The sequence below is a fragment of the Pigmentiphaga sp. H8 genome (assembly GCF_003854895.1).
Taxonomy (GTDB): Bacteria; Pseudomonadota; Gammaproteobacteria; order Burkholderiales; family Burkholderiaceae_B; genus Pigmentiphaga.
On sequence record NZ_CP033966.1, the window covers coordinates 3404099 to 3420750 of the forward strand.

18 protein-coding genes are annotated in these 16652 nt (G+C 68.4%); 15 read left to right on the forward strand and 3 right to left on the reverse strand.

The window, feature by feature from the left end:
* The first annotated feature begins 18 nt into the window (after window positions 1-18).
* The 12 genes from EGT29_RS16070 to EGT29_RS16125 all read left to right on the forward strand — a co-directional run bounded on the left by EGT29_RS16070 (window position 19) and on the right by EGT29_RS16125 (window position 11496).
* Window positions 19-1542 (forward strand): isochorismatase family protein, encoded by a 1524-nt coding sequence (locus tag EGT29_RS16070; protein WP_161567834.1) that lies wholly within the window; start codon window positions 19-21, stop codon window positions 1540-1542.
* A gap of 146 nt (window positions 1543-1688) precedes the next feature.
* On the forward strand, window positions 1689-2789 hold the full coding sequence (locus EGT29_RS16075) for an amidohydrolase family protein (RefSeq protein WP_161567835.1): 1101 nt from the start codon (window positions 1689-1691) through the stop codon (window positions 2787-2789).
* Window positions 2790-2880: 91 nt separating this feature from the next.
* Window positions 2881-3864 (forward strand): tripartite tricarboxylate transporter substrate binding protein, encoded by a 984-nt coding sequence (locus EGT29_RS16080; RefSeq protein ID WP_161567836.1) that lies wholly within the window; start codon window positions 2881-2883, stop codon window positions 3862-3864.
* Window positions 3865-3883: 19 nt separating this feature from the next.
* The gene (locus tag EGT29_RS16085) at window positions 3884-4876 is read left to right on the forward strand and encodes an ABC transporter substrate-binding protein (RefSeq protein ID WP_124689928.1); all 993 of its coding nucleotides are present in this window, start codon (window positions 3884-3886) and stop codon (window positions 4874-4876) included.
* A complete protein-coding gene (locus EGT29_RS16090; protein ID WP_124689929.1) occupies window positions 4873-5736 on the forward strand; it encodes an alpha/beta hydrolase in 864 nt (287 codons plus the stop codon). Before EGT29_RS16085 ends, EGT29_RS16090 begins: the two co-directional genes overlap by 4 nt.
* Window positions 5737-5753: 17 nt before the next feature.
* Window positions 5754-6917 carry an ABC transporter substrate-binding protein gene (locus EGT29_RS16095; protein ID WP_124689930.1) on the forward strand — a complete coding sequence of 388 codons (1164 nt, stop codon included), beginning with the start codon at window positions 5754-5756 and terminating at the stop codon, window positions 6915-6917.
* A 14-nt stretch (window positions 6918-6931) separates the two neighbouring features.
* Entirely contained in the window at window positions 6932-7813 is an 882-nt protein-coding gene (locus EGT29_RS16100) for a branched-chain amino acid ABC transporter permease (RefSeq protein ID WP_124689931.1), read from the forward strand.
* The gene (locus tag EGT29_RS16105) at window positions 7810-8796 is read left to right on the forward strand and encodes a branched-chain amino acid ABC transporter permease (RefSeq protein ID WP_124689932.1); all 987 of its coding nucleotides are present in this window, start codon (window positions 7810-7812) and stop codon (window positions 8794-8796) included. Before EGT29_RS16100 ends, EGT29_RS16105 begins: the two co-directional genes overlap by 4 nt.
* On the forward strand, window positions 8793-9551 hold the full coding sequence (locus EGT29_RS16110) for an ABC transporter ATP-binding protein (protein ID WP_124689933.1): 759 nt from the start codon (window positions 8793-8795) through the stop codon (window positions 9549-9551). The genes EGT29_RS16105 and EGT29_RS16110 overlap by 4 nt, the downstream gene beginning before the upstream one ends.
* Window positions 9548-10294, forward strand: coding sequence for an ABC transporter ATP-binding protein (locus EGT29_RS16115; protein WP_124689934.1), 747 nt, complete (start codon window positions 9548-9550; stop codon window positions 10292-10294). The genes EGT29_RS16110 and EGT29_RS16115 overlap by 4 nt, the downstream gene beginning before the upstream one ends.
* 34 nt (window positions 10295-10328) lie before the next feature.
* Window positions 10329-10634 carry a hypothetical protein gene (locus EGT29_RS16120; protein ID WP_124689935.1) on the forward strand — a complete coding sequence of 102 codons (306 nt, stop codon included), beginning with the start codon at window positions 10329-10331 and terminating at the stop codon, window positions 10632-10634.
* Window positions 10635-10647: 13 nt separating this feature from the next.
* Complete coding sequence (locus EGT29_RS16125) at window positions 10648-11496, forward strand: hypothetical protein (protein ID WP_124689936.1); 849 nt, start codon at window positions 10648-10650, stop codon at window positions 11494-11496.
* A gap of 40 nt (window positions 11497-11536) precedes the next feature.
* On the opposite strand, the gene EGT29_RS16130 is transcribed toward EGT29_RS16125, so the two are convergent.
* A complete protein-coding gene (locus EGT29_RS16130; RefSeq protein WP_192901758.1) occupies window positions 11537-12988 on the reverse strand; it encodes a YihY family inner membrane protein in 1452 nt (483 codons plus the stop codon).
* A gap of 21 nt (window positions 12989-13009) precedes the next feature.
* Between EGT29_RS16130 and wrbA the strand changes: the two genes are divergently transcribed.
* From wrbA to EGT29_RS16145, 3 genes are read left to right on the forward strand one after another with little or no spacing between them, the layout of a single operon-like run.
* On the forward strand, window positions 13010-13621 hold the full coding sequence (gene wrbA, locus EGT29_RS16135) for an NAD(P)H:quinone oxidoreductase (protein ID WP_124689937.1): 612 nt from the start codon (window positions 13010-13012) through the stop codon (window positions 13619-13621).
* A complete protein-coding gene (locus EGT29_RS16140) occupies window positions 13618-14022 on the forward strand; it encodes a DUF2069 domain-containing protein (RefSeq protein WP_124689938.1) in 405 nt (134 codons plus the stop codon). Before wrbA ends, EGT29_RS16140 begins: the two co-directional genes overlap by 4 nt.
* 22 nt (window positions 14023-14044) lie before the next feature.
* Window positions 14045-15445 (forward strand): FAD-binding oxidoreductase, encoded by a 1401-nt coding sequence (locus EGT29_RS16145; protein ID WP_124689939.1) that lies wholly within the window; start codon window positions 14045-14047, stop codon window positions 15443-15445.
* Here the strand turns inward: EGT29_RS16145 and EGT29_RS16150 are convergent.
* Window positions 15442-15630 (reverse strand): hypothetical protein, encoded by a 189-nt coding sequence (locus tag EGT29_RS16150; protein ID WP_087839227.1) that lies wholly within the window; start codon window positions 15628-15630, stop codon window positions 15442-15444. The genes EGT29_RS16145 and EGT29_RS16150 overlap by 4 nt on opposite strands.
* An 11-nt stretch (window positions 15631-15641) precedes the next feature.
* Window positions 15642-16568 (reverse strand): LysR family transcriptional regulator, encoded by a 927-nt coding sequence (locus EGT29_RS16155; protein WP_124689940.1) that lies wholly within the window; start codon window positions 16566-16568, stop codon window positions 15642-15644.
* Between the last annotated feature and the right edge of the window lie 84 nt (window positions 16569-16652).

Below are 16652 nucleotides of genomic sequence, written 5' to 3' on the forward strand. Positions count from 1 at the left end.
TCGATTATGGAGAAGGAATTGAAAGCCGACGCCTATCGCGACTTATCGGATGCGCAGCCCCTCCTTTCCCTGGCCGCCCGAGTGGACGTTGCCCACACGGCCGTGCTGGTGATCGACATGCAGAACGATTTCTGCGCCCCCGGCGGCTATGTCGAGCGCGTCATCGGCAAGGACACCGCGGCGTGCTGCGCCATCGTGCCCCCGCTCCAGGCCCTGATCGACGCCGCGCGCGAACATGGCATCCCGGTCTTCTGGCTGCGCGCCTGCTACCGGCCCGACCTGCTGCCCGCGTCCATGCGCACCAAGCTGGCCGAGCAAGGCATCACCGACGTCTGCTGCGATCGCGATACGTGGGGCTACGACTGGTACGGCGTCCAGCCGCTGTCCGGCGAACCGGTGCTGGAGAAAAACAGCTACGACGGCTTCGTCGGCACTACCCTCGAACACGAACTGCGCGCCCGCGGCATCCGTACACTGGTTTTCGCGGGCGTCCAGACCAACATCTGCGTCGAAGCCACGCTGCGTCATGCGAACGCGCTGGGCTTCCACTGCGTCGTGCCCGAGGATTGCGTGGCATCGCACACGCAACCCGCGCACGAGGCCACGCTGAACAACGTCCGCTTCCTGCTGGGCGACGTCACCCGCCTGGACACGCTCGCGTCCCACTGGCGGGCCTCGCCGCCGCGCGTCTACCTGAACTACACGCAGGAGGAGCTGGATCGCGCCTACGACCAGCGAGCCTGGGCCGACAACCGGGACGCCATGCTGGCCTGGTACGCGCAGGCCAGCGCCAGCGCCCGCGAGCAATACCCGCACCACCGGCACGTTCCCTATGGCCCGGGCCCCCACGAGACGCTGGACATCTTTCCGGCGCAGCGGCAAGGCGCGCCCATCCACGTCCACGTGCACGGCGGCGGCTGGCGCAATCTGAGCAAGGACGACGAATCCTTCCTGGCGCGCACGCTCGTCCCCGCGGGCGGCGTGCTGGTGGTGCTGGATTTTTCGCTGATTCCCGAGGTGCGCCTGCCCGACATGATCGCCCAGACCCGCCGTGCGCTGGCCTGGGTCCACGCCAAGGCGTCGCGCTTCGGCGGCGACCCCGGACGCATCCACCTGTCGGGCCACTCGTCCGGCGCTCATATGGCCGCGGTTCTGGCGACCACGGACTGGGAATCCCTGCACCTGCCCGCCGACCTGATCAAGAGCGCGCTGCTGATCAGCGGCATGTACGACCTGCATCCCGTGATGCTCAGCGCCCGCAGCGGCTACGTCGAACTCCAGCCGGACGAGATCGAGCGCTACAGCCCGATCCGGCACCTGTCACGCCTGCGCTGTCCGGCCGTGGTCGCGATCGGCGACCGGGAAAGCCCGGAATTCCAGCGGCAGGCGCGGGACTTCGTCCGCGCCGCGCAGGAACAGGACAGGCAGGTGGAGCTGATGCTGCTGCCCGCCACCAACCACTACGAAATCGTGACCCGGTTGAACGACCCCGGCTCTGCCCTTTCCCAGGCCGCGCTGCGGCTCATGGGCCTGCCGGGTTGATTGTCGCCATCGCCAAAGGAGGATCTTGCCCGCCCCACTGATTCAGTAGCCCCTGCTGCTTTCCCCATCATTACGTGAAAGGACTGAACATGCTTGAAGGATTCAAGATTTATGACGCAGATGCCCACGTTCTAATGACCCCGGAAATGTGGGAAACCCTTCCCAAACAGTATTGGCTGCGGCGTCCGCGGCCGGTCAAATTCGGCGACGGCCATGAACTCGGCAATTGGGGTACGGCGTGGCTGGTCGACGGCCGCATCGAACCGCATCCGTTCGGACCCGGCACCCATGCCGCCAATACCCCTGGCATGGTGCTGGAGGAATACGGCGCCAACCGCGCGCGCGCCGGCGACTTCACCGCATTCTCCCTGCCCGTCGGCTGTGTCACGCTGGGCGACGTCGCCGACCGCCTCACCGCGATGGACAAGCTGGGCATCGACGTCCAGGTCCTGTTCCCCAGCACGGTCTACGCGACCATCGCCGCGGACGCCACGCTGGAAGGCGAACTCTTCCGCGCCTACAACCGCTACATCGGCACGCGCTGCCGGGACGCCGCCAAGCGCCTGCGCTGGGTCGGCCTGCTGCCCATGCGGGACGCCGAGCAGGCCCGGCTGGCCATGAAAGAAATGATCGCCATGGGCGCGGCCGCCGCCGTGGTGTTCGGGACCGTGGGCGACCGCATGCTGTCGCACCCGAGCTTCGAGCCGATCTGGAACGAGTTCTCGCGCACCGGGCTGCCGCTGTGCGTGCACATGGCCATGAGCTTCCCGCCGCTGGCGCAATTGTGCGAGTCGATCCAGGACGCCAACATGATCGGCAAGGCCATGCCCGCGCAACTGGCCTTCATGGCCATGGCCGGCCACGGCATGCTGGACAAGTACCCCAGCCTGAAGGTCGCGTTCCTGGAGTTCGGCGGCGAATGGATCTTCTATTCGGTGGGGCGCATGAAGCAATACGCCGAAGTCAACAAGGGCCGAATGGCCGATCCCAGCATGCTGCCCAAGAGTGAAGTGGACGACCTGGTGAAATCGGGACGCATCTACCTGGGCCCCGAATCCAGCGACGCCATGCTGGCGCACGAACTCAAGCTGCTGGGCGATGGCCAGCTTCTTTATTCCTCGGACTTTCCCCATGGCGAAGGGCGGGACAACGCCGCGATGGAGATCATCGAACGCCAGGATCTCACCAAGGAGCAGAAGCGCAAGTTCCTTTACGACAACGCGGCCAACTTCTACGGCGAACCCTGATACACGAAGCGACAAGCGGCGGCGCGCCGTCAGGCATGGGGCCTGCGGCGCGCCCACCGGTAAGGAGAAACGTCACTCCAGGAGAGATTCCATGAAGCCGTTCCACCATCGCCTTGCCCGATATTCCCTGCTACTGCTGCCCCTGGCCGCCCATGGCGCAGCCTGGGCCCAGAGCAATGCCTACCCTTCCCGGCCCATACGCATCGTGAATCCCTATGGGGCGGGCGGGCTGGGAGACGTCAGCTTCCGCCTGATCGCGCCGCTGATGGAGAAACAGCTCGGTCAACCGCTCGTCATCGAGAACAAGCCCGGGGCCTCCGGCAACCTGGGCGCCGCGGACGTGGCGCGCGCCGCCCCGGACGGCTACACGCTGCTGCTGGGGGCAGTGAACAACTTCGCGACCAACCAGTACCTCTATCGCGACATGGGTTTCGATCCGCTGACCGCGTTCGACCCCATCGCGCTGATCAGCAATGCGCCCACGATCGTCGTCGTCAATCCCGCCATACCGGCCCGCAGCCTGCGCGAACTGGCCGCCTATGCGAAAGAGCGGCCGGGCAAGGTGAACTTCGGTTCGCCCGGCATCGGCACCCCGCCTCATCTCGCGGCCGAATACTTCGCCAACCTGGCCAACGTCTCGATGACCCACGTGCCGTTCAACGGCTCGCCCCCCGTCGTGCTGGCCTTGCTGCGCAACGACGTGAACGTGGCCTTCTACACCGCGGGTCCCATCGCAGGTCCGCTCAAGGCCGGCACCATCCAGCCCATCGCGGTCGCGGCCAACGAGCGGCTCGACATCCTGCCCAACGTGCCGACCACCGCGGAAGCGGGCTACGGCGCCCTGCAGACGGGCAGCTGGATAGGCCTGGCCGCGCCCAAGGGAACGGACCCGGCCATACTGGACAAGCTCAACGCCGCCGTACGGCAGGCGCTGGCCGATCCGGAGGTGCGCAGGCGCTATGCGGACATGGGCATGCTGACCGGCAACACCAGCCGCGCGCAGTTCTCGTCGCTGATCGACGCCGAGGCCACCCGGTGGAAGAAGGTGATCGCCGACGCGGGGATCGCGAAATGATCCTGGCCGCGCCCCGACCATGCTGACGCTGACGCTTGCCTGCGCCGCCTATGACCGGACGCGGCCGCTGATCGACGGACGGGTCGCCATCGAGGGCGTCGTCCTTCAGGCGACGACGCTGCACCCCGAGGCCGCCTTCGCGCGCGCGAAGGCGGCCGAGTTCGACCTGACCGAGCTGTCCTTGAGCGGCTACCTGCGGTCGCTGGAGGCCGGGAACCCGCCCTATGTCGCGCTGCCGGTCTTTCCTTCTCGCGCCTTCCGGCACGGCGGCATCTACGTGCACGCGGGCAAGGGCATCCGGTCCCCTTCCGACCTGCGCGGCAGGATCATCGGAACGCCGGACTACAAGACGACGGCCAATGTCTGGATCCGGGCCTTCCTGGCCCACGACCACGGCGTCCAGCCTCACGAGATACAGTGGGTGGAAGCCCCCATGGAGGCCGGCGAACCCGGCCCGGCCGCCGCCACCGCCGTACCGGGAGTCTCCATCCTCGCCCCGCCGGACCAGGACTTGGCCGGCATGCTGGCGCGCGGGGAGATCGATGCGGTCATCGGCGCCAAGGTGCCATCCAGCTTCGGCGCCGGACAGGACGCCGTGGTCCGGTTGTTCCCGGACCATCAACGGGTCGAGCAGGCGTACTACCGGCGCACCGGCTTCTTTCCCATCATGCATCTGCTGGGCCTGCGGCGCGAGCTGCACGAGCGCCATCCGTGGCTGGCCCAGGCGGTCTGCCACGGCTTCGAGGCCGCCCGGCGCATGGCGCTGCAGGACATCCGGGACGTCTGCCAGCTGGCCGCCACCCTGCCCTGGGTCACGGCGGAATACCAGCGCACCGTGGACCTGATGGGCGAGGACTACTGGCCCTACGGCCTGGACGCCAACCAGGAGGTGCTCCAGGCCTTCGCGCTCTACCACTTCCAGCAAGGCTTGTCCGGCCGGCTGCACGCCCCCCGCGATTGGCTTGCGCCCACGGATTTTTCTTCGAACCGCATCACCACGAGATCCGCATGAACGAACGCCCCGCACCCTACGACATCGAGGCCACGGTCCCCGATTTCCGCACCCACCTGCAACGCTACGCCGAGGCCAGCCGGCTCACGCGCGAGCAACGGCCGACCCGGCTCGACCTCGCCTACGGCGAGGGGGCCGCGCAAACGCTGGACGTCTATCTGGCGGACGCGCCCCACGCCCCCGTGGTGATCTACCTGCACGGCGGCGCCTGGAAAGGCTCGAGCAAGTCGGACCGCGGCTTTCCCGCCCATACCTTCGGGCCGGCGGGCGCCATCTGGCTCTCCATGGAATACCCCCTGGCGCCCGCGGCCAGCGTGGACGACATGGTCGCGTCCGTACGCCAGGGCGTGGCGTGGGTCCATCGCCATGCGGCCTCGTTCGGCGGCGACCCCGACCGCATCTTTCTTTGCGGCAACTCCGCGGGCGGCCACCTGGCCGGCATGGCTGCCGCCACCGATTGGGCCGGACAGGGTCTGCCGGCCGATCTCGTCAAGGGCGTCACGACGGTCAGCGGGATCTTCGACATGCGGCCCATGGCGCAGTCGCTGATGAACGAATGGCTGCGCCTGGACGCGGAAAGCGCCGCGCGCAACAGTCCCCTGCTGCACCTGCCCCGCGCCGCCTGCCCCCTGGTCTGCGCGGTGGGTGAAAAGGAGTTGCCCGAATTCGTCGAGCAGTCCGCCGGCTATGCGCGCGCATGGGCCGCCGCGGGCGCCCCCTCGCGCTTCCTGCCCATGAAAGGCCACGACCACTTTTCCATCATCGACGAACTGAACCGGCCCGACGGCCCGCTGGTGGCGGCGATGTTCGAGCAGATCGGCCTTCGCAACCGCGGCGCCACGGCCCGCGCCCACACATGAAAGGAGTAGCCCGAATCATGAAACCGCGTCTTCGCTCTTGCCTTGCATCGTGCGCCCTGGCCGTCGCGGCCGCGCATACGCCCACGCATGCCGACGAAAAGCCCTTGAAGATCGGCGTCGTCACCGAGTTCTCCGGCACCTATGCCTCCGCCGGGCAGTCCATCGAAAGCGCGATGCGCGCCTACATGAAGCTCAACGGCGACACCGTGGCCGGCCGCAAGGTCGAACTCATCCTGCGCGACACCGGCGGCATCTCGCCCGAGAACGCGCGCCGCTACGCGCAGGAGCTCGTCACGCGCGACAAGGTCGATGCGCTGGTGGGCTTCAACTTCACCCCCAATGCCCTGGCCGCGGCGCCCATCGCCACCGCGGCCAAGACGCCGATGATCGCGCTCGCGGCCACCGCCATCGTCACCGAGAAGTCACCCTATATCGTGCGCACGGCGTTCACGCTCGGACAGACCTCCGCGCCCATGGCCACGTGGGCGGCCAAGAACGGCATCAAGCGCGTGTTCTCGCTCGTGTCCGACTACGGCCCCGGCCACGACGCGGCCCAGGCCTTCAAGGACGCGTTCACCGCAGCCGGCGGCCAGATGGCGGGCGAGATACGCATGCCCGTCAGCGGCATGGAGTTCGCACCGTTCCTGCAGCGGGCGCGCGATGCGCGCGCCGACGCCATCTTCGTGTTCGTACCGGGCAGCGAAGCCGCCATTGCCTTCATGAAGGCCTACAACGAACGCGGCTTCAAGCAGGCCGGCATTCGCCTGATCGGCACCGGCGACCTGGTCGACGACGATTCGCTGCCGGCCATCGGCGACGTCGCGCTGGACACCGTCACCGCGCACCACTACTCGGCCGCGCACGACTCCGACCTGAACCGCGCCTTCGTCAAGGCGGTCCAGGCCCAGGGACGCAAGCGGCCCAATTTCATCGGGGTGGGCGCGTATGACGCCATGGCCGTCATCTACGCCGCGGCCAAGAAAACGGGCGGCGATACCGACGGCGACAAGCTCATCGCGGCGATGAAGGGGCTCAAGCTCGACAGTCCGCGCGGCCCGATCTCGATCGACCCCGCCACGCGCGACATCGTGCAGGACATCTACATCCGCAAGGTCCAGAAGGTCGGAGGCGAGCTCTACAACGTCGAGTTCGACAAAATCGAGGCCGTCAAGGCCCGCTAACCAAAGGAGTCTGCATGCTGACCGATTTCGTCGGCGTGATCATCGATGGGACGTCGTACGGCGCCATGCTGTTCGTGATCGCGCTCGGCTTGTCCATCACGCTGGGATTGATGGGTTTCGTCAATCTCGCGCACACCGCCGTCGCCATGTTCGGCGGCTATTTCCTCGTCACGCTGGTCAATCAGCTTGCCTGGCCGTTCTTCGTGTCGGTGGCCGTGGTCGTCGTGGTGATCGCCCTGGCCAGCCTCGTGCTGGAACGCGTGGTCTATGCGCCCTTCTATCGCGCGACGGCGCTCGACCAGAGCCTCCTGACCTTCGGGCTCATGCTGATGGCCGGCGGCATCGTCCACTATTTCTGGGGGTCGTCGCAGCAAGCGGTGCGGGTGCCCGAGTACCTCGAGGGCCGCTGGTACCTGGGCGACCTGAGCATCTCCAAGTATCGGTTGATGCTGCTCGGCACGGGCATGGCCCTGCTTGCCCTGCTGAACTGGGGGCTCGACTCGACGCGCCTGGGCGCGATGATCCGCGCCTCGGTCGACAACCAGCGCATCGCGGCCTCGATGGGCATCCCGGTCAAGCGCGTATTCATGATCGCCTTCGCGATCGGCAGCGGGCTCGCCGCGCTGGGGGGCGCGCTCGGGGCCGAGGTGCTGGGCCTGGATCCGGCCTTCGCCACGCGCACGCTGGTGCTGTGCCTGCTGGTGGTGGTGCTGGGCGGCGCCGGCTCGGTCAACGGCACCTTCTTCGCCGCCATGCTGCTGGGCATCTGCGACATCGGCAGCAAATACTACGTTCCCGAGTTCGGCGCCTTCATGATCTACGTGCTGATGGCGGTGGTCCTGCTGTACCGGCCGCAAGGCCTCTACAGCCTCGTCGCGCGCAGGAGGGCCGCATGAACGGCAACCCGCTGCGTCCATTGCTGGACCGCTCGCGCTGGCGCGCGCCCGAACTCGTATTCTGGGCGCTCATCATCGCCGCGTTCTTCGCCTTTCCCGATCACCGCAGCCTGGGCGCGCAGGTGCTGGTAACCGGCATCTTCGCGCTGTCGCTCGACATGCTGCTCGGCTACGCGGGCATCGTCACGCTGGGGCATGCCGCGTTCTTCGGCGTGGGCGCGTTCACCGCCGGCTGGCTCGGCAAGTACGGCTGGCACGAACCGGTCTCGGCGCTGGCCATCGCCGCCGCCGTCGCGGCCTGCGCGGGCGCGCTCGGCAGCCGGCTGGTCGTGCGGGGCACCGATCTGAGCCGGCTCATGGTGACGCTGGCCATCGGCCTCGTGTTGTACGAGGCCGCCAACAAGGCCACGGCGGTCACCGGCGGCATCGACGGCCTGCAGGGCATCGAGTTCACGCCGCTGCTCGGCCTCTTCCCGTTCGACCTCATGGGATCGACCGCCTATGTGTATGCGGCCATAGTGGCCTTCGTCACGCTGTACCTCGTGCGCAGGCTGGTCCATTCGCCCTACGGCCTGTCGCTGCATGCCACCCGCATGAACCGCCGCCGCGCGCTGGCGGTGGGCATCGACGACGGCCGCACGCTGGCGATCTCCTACATCGCCTCGGCGGCGGTGGCGGGCATCGCGGGCGCGTTGACGACGCAGATCACGCAATTCATCACCATCGACGCACTGGGTTTCGGCAGGTCGGCCGATATCCTGATCATCGCCGCGCTGGGCGGCGTGGGCTACCTTTACGGGGGCTTCATCGGCGCGCTGGTATTCGTCGTGGGCCGCGACCTGCTGTCCGGCATCAGTCCCGCGTACTGGCATTTCTGGCTCGGCCTGCTGCTGGTGCTGACGATATTCTTCGCGCGTGGCGGCATCATGGGCACCGCCGCGCGGCTCGCCCGGCGCCTGGCGCAAAGGGAGACGCAACGATGATCCAGACCGTCGACCTGTGCAAGCGCTTCGGCGCGCTGGTGGCGACCGACAACGTGAACCTGTCGCTCGCTCCCGGCGACCGGCATGCGCTGATCGGCCCGAACGGCGCCGGCAAGACGACCTTCATCAACCTGTTGACCGGCATGCTGCGCCCGACCTCGGGCCGCGTCCTGCTCGACGGCGCGGACGTGACCGCGGCGGCGCCCGACAAGCGGGTGGATCTGGGACTGGTGCGTACCTTCCAGATCAATACGCTGTTCCTGGACATGACGGTGCTGGAGGCCGTCACGCTGGTCGTGCTGGCGCGCACCGGCGCCGTTCGCTCGCTGTTCGGTTCGCTGCGCGAGCATGAACCGGCGGCCAGCGAAGCCTGGGAACTGCTCGAGCGCATCGGCCTGGCGCCGGATGCGCACCGTCCCGCCCGCCAGCTCGCCTATGGCAGGCAGCGGCTGGTGGAAATCGCGCTCGCCCTGGCGCGCAAGCCCAAGGTGCTGCTGCTGGACGAACCGGCGGCCGGCGTCTCGGCCGCCGACAGCCGCCATGTCTTCACGGTCCTGGATCGCCTGCCCCCGGACATCGCCATTCTTTTGATCGAACACGACATGAACCTCGTCTTCCGCTTCGCGCAGCGCATCTCGGTGCTCGTGGCCGGCCGCCTCATCGCCACGGGGCTACCCGGCGACATCGCTCGCGACCCCCGCGTGCGCGAGGCCTACCTCGGCCAGGCAACGCCCCTGGAGGCGGCATGCCCATGAGCGCACCCCCTCCTGCGGCCGAAAACCACGCGTCCGGCAGCCTGCTGCAACTGGAGCACGTACGCGCCGGCTATGGCGACGCGATGGTGCTGGACGATCTTTCGTTCTCCCTTGGCGCTGGCGACAGCCTGGCGGTGCTCGGCCGCAATGGCGTGGGCAAGACCACCCTGCTCGAAACCTTGATGGGCAACACGCGCATGACGGCCGGACGCCTGCTCTGGCAGGGCCGCGACATCGCCAGGCTGGACGCCTGCCAGCGATCGCGGGCGGGCCTGGGCTGGGTGCCGCAAGAACGCGAGGTGTTCGCATCGCTGACCGTCGAGGAGAACCTGACCGTGGTCGCATGCCGGGGCCCGTGGACCCTGGACCGGGTCTATGGCCTGTTCCCGCGGCTACGCGAGCGGCGCAACAACCTGGGCAACGAACTGTCCGGCGGCGAACAGCAGATGCTGGCCGTCGGCCGCGCGCTCATGACCAACCCGCGCCTGCTCCTGCTGGACGAACCCATGGAGGGCCTGGCCCCCATCGTCGTCGAAGAACTGGGCGCCGCCATCATCGCCCTGCACACGCGGGAAGGCATGACCACCATCGTGGTCGAACAGCATCCGGTCATCGCCCTGGCCATGGCCTCGACCGCCATCATCCTGGACCGCGGCCGCATCGTGCATCGGTCCTCGAGCGCGGAACTGCGGGCCGCGCCCGAGACGCTCGACCGCTGGCTCAATGTTGCCGCGGCCGAGTGAACGACTTATCGTTTTCAACGAACAAGGAGCCGACATGGGAATCCAAGACACCGACAAGACCCTGCCATCGAACCGCATGGTGTTCGAACTGCGGCGCGACGAACAGAAGTACCTCGCCTTCAAGCAGGACATCGAAGCATCCATGGCCGCGTACGGCCTGTCGGACGAAGAAAAGCGCGCGTGGCGGGACATGGACATCGAGGCGCTGGGCGCCATGGGTGTGCACCCCTACTTCCTGCCGCAGATATCGCGGCTCTTCAAGGGCGGCTCGCGCAACCACAACGACAGCGACGCGGCGCGCCTGTACGCAGAAAAAATGGGCATCGCATCGCAGGACTGATCCGGAGAAAGACATGGCAAAAATCGTCGCAACCCTGGGCGTGGCCCACGCACCCGGCGTCACGGGCTGGATAGACAAGGCGCCCCAGCACGAGCAGGACGGCGTGCTGGACGGCTACGCGCAGTTCCAGAAGCTGATGGACGAAGTGCGGCCCGACGTGGTCATCGGCATCGCCAACGACCACCTGCTGAACTTCCCGCTGGACAACATTCCGGACTTCTGCGTGGGCATAGGCGAACAATGGGCCGGTCCGGCGCCGTGGTTCCGCGACTGGCTGAACGTGCCGGACTACACGGTGCGCGGCCACCGCGACCTGGGCCGCGCGCTGGTGCGCGAATCGGCCAAGGCGGGTATCAACCACGCGTTCGCCGACAAGCTGCTGTTCGACGACAACTGGTCGGTGCCGCTCAAGTTCCTGTTCCCGCGCTACGACGTGCGCTTCGTTCCCATCCACATGAACCCCATCGTGCCGCCGGTGCCCTCCGCGGCGCACTGCTATGCGGTGGGCGAGACGATCGCGCGCATCGTCCAGGCCTTCCCGTCCGACGAACGGGTGGTCATCATGGGCACGGGCGGCCTGTCGCACGACCCCGGCGGCAAGGACTACTTCACCGTGCACGAGGAATTCGACCGCTGGTTCCTGGCCTTGATGGAAGAAGGCAACGCCGGGCGGGTCAAGCGCGAATTGACCTTCGAGAAACTGCTGACCGGCGGGGATGGCGGCGCGGCGGAGCTCCTGGCCTGGGTAGTGGCCATGGGCGCGGCCGAGGTGGCCGGCAACGCGCGGGCGGAAACAGTGTTCTACGTGCCCTCGGTGCCCATGCGCTGCGGCATGGGCGGGGTGTACTGGCGGCTGGAATAACGGCGGGAATGACGGCGCGGCAGGTGCGGGCCGCGCCAGGTCACGAGGCGCGCAGGCGGCGCAGCCGCTCGTCCTCCACGCCCTCGGCCGCCTCTTCCTCGGCCTCGGCTTCCTCTTCCTCCCGGTCCGGCTCCAGCTCCAGCTCGCGGTCCAGCGCCAGTTCCGCCTCGACGTCCTCGGGCCGCTGTTTCAGGGCCTCGGCGATGGTGACCGAGCCGCTTTCCCAGGCGGCGTTCACCGCGTGCAGCAGCATGGGGTCGTCGGCCAGCGGCGCCCGGTCCAGCAGCAGCCGGTCCACCACGGGAGCCAGGGTGGCCACCGTGGGATCGCACACCATGGCCCAGCGCTCGCGGGCGGCGCCGGCATCGCCGATGCGGGCGATGTAGCCGATGCTGGACAGGGTGTCGAGCACCACCATCAACTCGTCGTGGTGCAGGTTCAGCCGGCTGCGCAGCGACAGCGTGCTCAGGCCCGGCGGATTGCGGTCGCGCACCGACGACAGCGCGCGCAGGATGGACAAGGCATCGACGAACGGCCGCCCCGGCCGCCGCACGGTTTCCCAGCGCCCCATGCGGATCAGCGGCAGGCTGGCCGCCAGCGTGGCGCCGAACAGCGTCACGAGCCACGACATGTAGATCCACATCAGGAAGATCGGCAGCGTGGCGAAGGCGCCGTACAACACGGTGTAGGTGGGAAAGCGCGTCAGGTAGAACGCGAAGGCCGACTTCATGATTTCCAGCACGATGGCCGCCGCGAAGCCGCCCGTCATCGCGTCGCGCGCCTCGACGTGCCGGTTGGGCACCACCATGAACAGCGCACCGAAGGCCAGGCCCGTCAGGATCAGCGGAATGAAGGACAGCAGCACGCCGACAGGCGCGGGAACATCGCCCACCAGGCCCATGGATTCGCGGGCCAGGAAGGACGTGGCCCACAGGCTGGCGCCGATCAGCACCGGCCCCAGCGTGAGCGTGGCCCAGTAGATCAGCACCCGCTGCGGCAGCGGCCGGCCCTTGCGCACGTGCCAGATCTCGTTCAGGGCCTTGTCGATGGTCAGCATCAGCGACACGGCCGTGATCATCAGGAAGATGCCGCCCACCGCGGTCAACCGGCTCGCCTTTTGCGCGAACTGGTTCAGGTACTCCATGATGTTGTCCGCCACCGAAGGCGGCATCAGGTTGGTGATCAGGAATTGCTCGAGCGCTCCCTGGAACTCGCGGAACAGCGGAAAGGCGGTGAACAGCGCCAGCGCCACCGCCAGCAGCGGCACCATCGACAGCACCGAGGTGAAGGTCAGGCTGGAGGCGACCTGGGTGATGCGCTCGTCGGCCGCGCGCTGCAGCGCGAACCGCAGCAGCCGTCCCACGCGCACGGGCCACGACTCGTTGGCGAGCAGGCTGCGGCGCAGCGCGATGGCGCGCGCCTGGATGGAAGCGGCGCCCGAAGGGGGTGGCGGCGTGAAGGAAGTATCGGGCTCGGGAGCTTTCTGGACCATGTCGAGGGATAATACGGGCCTATGGATATTCTGATCTTGTACTACAGCCGGCACGGCGCGACACGCCAGTTGGCCGAGCACATCGCGCTGGGCGTGGAACGCGTGCCCGGCGCGCGGGCGCGCCTGCGCACGGTTCCGCCGGTCTCGGCCGTGTGCGAGGCCACGGCCCCCGCCATTCCCGACAGCGGCCCGCCCTACGTCGAACCGGCGGACCTGGAAGAATGCGCGGGCCTGGCGCTGGGATCGCCCACCCGCTTCGGCAACATGGCCGCGCCCATGAAGCACTTCATCGACCATACCACCCAGCAGTGGCTGGCGGGAAGCCTGGCGGGCAAGCCGGCGGCCGTCTTCACGTCCACCGGGTCCATGCACGGCGGACAGGAAAGCACGCTGCTCAGCATGATGCTGCCGCTGCTCCATCACGGCATGCTGCTGCTGGGCCTGCCCTTCACCGAACCCGCGCTGATGGCCACGCGCCACGGCGGCACGCCGTATGGCGCCTCGCACGTGGCCGGCGTCGACAACAGCCTGCCCATGCAGCGCGACGAAACCCAGTTGGCCGAAGCGCTCGGCATGCGCCTGGCCCGCACCGCCCTCGAACTCCGCACCGGCCGGCAGGCCCCCGCACGATGAACGCTCCCTCCGTCGACCTCAACCCGCGACTGCGCCTGGTCGCCTCGATCTCGCTGCTGGCCCTGATCGTGCTGTGCATCGCCTGGGAAACCGTGCTGGCGCCGCTGCGGCCCGGCTCGATGCTGGCGCTCAAGGCTCTGCCGCTGCTGCTGCCGCTGCGCGGCGTGCTCCGCGGCAACCTGTACACCTACCAGTGGGCGTCGATGCTGATCCTGCTCTATTTCATGGAAGGCGTGGTGCGCGCGACCACCGACCCCGCGCCGTCCTCGTACGTAGCCTGGGCCGAGGTCGCGCTGACCACGGTCTTCTTCTGGTGCGCCATCCTGTACGTGCGGCCGGCCAAGCGCGCCGCGCAGGCCGCCCGCAAGGCCGCCAAGGCGGCAGACAAACAGGCGGGCTGACCGCCGCCAGGGAGCAACCGGCATGGAACTGCTGACCGAACTCGCGAACCTGCTGGGAGCCGGCCAGGTGCTGACCGGCCAGGACGCCGCGCCCTACCTGACCGACTGGCGCGGCCGCTACACCGGGGCGGCACAGGCGGTGGTCCGGCCCGGCACGGCCGACGAAGTCGCGGGCGTCGTGCGCCTGTGCCGTCGGCACGGCGTCCCCATCGTGCCGCAGGGCGGCAACACCGGACTGGCGGGCGGCGCCACGCCCGACGCCGAAGGCCGCGCGGTGGTGGTGTCGACGCGGCGCCTGGACCGGCTGCGCGCTCTCGACACCGACGACGACACCATCACCGTCGAAGCCGGCTGCGTGCTCCAGGCCGTGCAGGATTGGGCGCGCGAGGCCGGACGGCTCTTTCCGCTCAGCCTGGCCTCGGAAGGCAGTTGCACCGTGGGCGGCAACCTGGCCACCAATGCCGGCGGCACCCAGGTCCTGCGCTATGGCAACGCGCGCGAACTGGCGCTGGGACTGGAAGTCGTCACGGCCGACGGCGAAATCTGGGACGGCCTGCGCGGCCTGCGCAAGGACAACACCGGCTACGACCTGCGCGACTTGTACATAGGCAGCGAAGGCACGCTGGGCATCATCACCGCCGCCACGCTGCGGCTCTATCCACTGCCCGTGGCGCAATGCACGGCCCTCGTGGCCCTGCCCTCGCTGGAAGCCGCCGTCGCGCTGCTGGGCCTGGCCCGCTCGGGCTTCGGCGCGGCGCTGACCGGCTTCGAGGCCATGTCCCAGGCCAGCCTGGACGTGGTCACCCGCGCCTTCCCCGACCAGAAGCTGCCGATCGGCCCCACGCCCTGGTACGCGCTGCTGGAAGTGTCCGACAGCGAAAGCGCGGCGCATGCCCAGGAACGCTTCCACGCGGTCCTGCAGCAGGCGCTGGAACAGGGCCTGGCGCAGGACGCCGCGGTGGCCGCCAGCCTGGCGCAAAGCCGCGCGCTGTGGCACTTGCGCGAAAGCATCTCCGCCGCCCAGTCCTGGGAGGGCAAGAACATCAAGCACGACATCTCGGTCCCCGCCTCGCGCATCCCCGCCTTCGTCGCCACGACGGACGCGCTGCTACAGGCGGCCATTCCCGGCGTGCGTCACGTCACCTTCGGCCACCTGGGCGACGGCAACCTGCACTACAACGTCAGCCGGCCACCAGCCATCCCGGAAGCCGATTTCCTGCTGCGCCAGGACGAGGTCTACCGCCTGGTGCACGACAGCGTGCACGCGCACGGCGGGTCGATCAGCGCGGAACACGGCATCGGCCAGCTCAAGCGTGGCGAGCTGGCCCGCTACAAGAGCGCGGTGGCCCTGGATCTCATGCACCGGATCAAGCAGGCGCTGGATCCGGACGGCCTGATGAACCCCGGCAAGGTCCTGCCCTAAGGCCCGGTCCGCCGGGCGCCGCCGCCCCGCTGACGCTGCGAGGTCTGGTTGCCGCCGGTGCCGATCTGGTCGGTATGGCCGTCCTTCTTGGTGCGGTTCTGCGTGTCGCCGTGGCTGCGCTGCTGCTCGCGCGGCTGATCGTCCGCCTGGCGGGGACTGGGCGGGGAAGCGGGATGGTTCGGCATGGCGCGCTCCTTCAGGAAGAGACCGGCATGCCGCAACTTTCGTGCCGCGCCCACGGCGGCAGCGGCGTGAACTCATCCCTGAGCCAGGACAGCAGCGCCTGTACCCGGCCCAGGTGGGTCCGGCTGTGAGGCACCAGGGCGCGTATCCAGTATTCGGGAATGGCGAAGTCCTCCAGCACGCGGACCAGTTCGCCCCGGCCCAGCGCGCCATCGACGATATAGGCCGACAGGATCGCGATGCCATTGCCCCGCAACGCCGAATTCAGCAGCACGTGTCCATCGTTGGTGCTCAGGCGCGGCGCCACGTCGACCGCGATCGGCCCGTTCGGCCCCTGGAAGGTCCAGACCGGCCCCGTGGGCTGGAAATTCAACAGCGCGTGCCGCGCCAGATCCGTGGGATGGGCGGGACGGCCGCGCGCGGCAAGATAGGACGGCGCCGCCACCGCCATGCGCGGCAGCGGGCACAGGCCGGCCTCGAGCACGCCGTCGTACGAAGCCGGCAGCATGCCGACCACGATGTCGAACCCTTCCTGGATGGGATTCACGGGCCGGTCGATCACCACCACGTCCATGCTGACCTTGGGATGGACCTCCAGGAAGCGCCCCAGCGCATCGCCCAGACACATCGCGGTCAGCGAAGTCGGCACCTTGATGCGCAGATGCCCCTCCAGTTCGTGCGCCTGGCCCAGCGCGCTGCCGAACGCGTCCTCGACGTCGTGGACGATGCGCCGGGCCGCGGGCAGCAGGCGCTGGCCTTCGTCGGTCAGGGCCAGGCGGCGGGTGCTGCGCTCGAACAGCCGGGCGCGGGCGCGCCATTCGAGCTGGTCGATGCGCTTGGTCACGACGGACGCGGCGATGCCCAGCTGGCGGGCCGCCTTGGAAAAGCTGCCGGCCTGCGCCACGGCGATGAAGGTCCGGAAATTGACGATAGTGTCCATGACCTCTCTGTTTTCGCGAATAATGATCGCGCTTTTTGGTGGATTCTATATAAATAGCATGAGGATTAACGTGGCGGAACGTCA

Coding starts and splice junctions, on each gene's coding strand:
- EGT29_RS16105 (WP_124689932.1), top strand. CDS start 7,810: ATGAACGGCAACCCGCTGCGTCCATTGCTGGACCGCTCGCGCTGGCGC.
- EGT29_RS16080 (WP_161567836.1), top strand. CDS start 2,881: ATGAAGCCGTTCCACCATCGCCTTGCCCGATATTCCCTGCTACTGCTG.
- EGT29_RS16115 (WP_124689934.1), top strand. CDS start 9,548: ATGAGCGCACCCCCTCCTGCGGCCGAAAACCACGCGTCCGGCAGCCTG.
- EGT29_RS16120 (WP_124689935.1), top strand. CDS start 10,329: ATGGGAATCCAAGACACCGACAAGACCCTGCCATCGAACCGCATGGTG.
- EGT29_RS16075 (WP_161567835.1), top strand. CDS start 1,689: ATGTGGGAAACCCTTCCCAAACAGTATTGGCTGCGGCGTCCGCGGCCG.
- EGT29_RS16140 (WP_124689938.1), top strand. CDS start 13,618: ATGAACGCTCCCTCCGTCGACCTCAACCCGCGACTGCGCCTGGTCGCC.
- wrbA (WP_124689937.1), top strand. CDS start 13,010: ATGGATATTCTGATCTTGTACTACAGCCGGCACGGCGCGACACGCCAG.
- EGT29_RS16110 (WP_124689933.1), top strand. CDS start 8,793: ATGATCCAGACCGTCGACCTGTGCAAGCGCTTCGGCGCGCTGGTGGCG.
- EGT29_RS16100 (WP_124689931.1), top strand. CDS start 6,932: ATGCTGACCGATTTCGTCGGCGTGATCATCGATGGGACGTCGTACGGC.
- EGT29_RS16145 (WP_124689939.1), top strand. CDS start 14,045: ATGGAACTGCTGACCGAACTCGCGAACCTGCTGGGAGCCGGCCAGGTG.
- EGT29_RS16155 (WP_124689940.1), bottom strand. CDS start 16,568: ATGGACACTATCGTCAATTTCCGGACCTTCATCGCCGTGGCGCAGGCC.
- EGT29_RS16095 (WP_124689930.1), top strand. CDS start 5,754: ATGAAACCGCGTCTTCGCTCTTGCCTTGCATCGTGCGCCCTGGCCGTC.
- EGT29_RS16130 (WP_192901758.1), bottom strand. CDS start 12,988: ATGGTCCAGAAAGCTCCCGAGCCCGATACTTCCTTCACGCCGCCACCC.
- EGT29_RS16090 (WP_124689929.1), top strand. CDS start 4,873: ATGAACGAACGCCCCGCACCCTACGACATCGAGGCCACGGTCCCCGAT.
- EGT29_RS16125 (WP_124689936.1), top strand. CDS start 10,648: ATGGCAAAAATCGTCGCAACCCTGGGCGTGGCCCACGCACCCGGCGTC.
- EGT29_RS16085 (WP_124689928.1), top strand. CDS start 3,884: ATGCTGACGCTGACGCTTGCCTGCGCCGCCTATGACCGGACGCGGCCG.
- EGT29_RS16150 (WP_087839227.1), bottom strand. CDS start 15,630: ATGCCGAACCATCCCGCTTCCCCGCCCAGTCCCCGCCAGGCGGACGAT.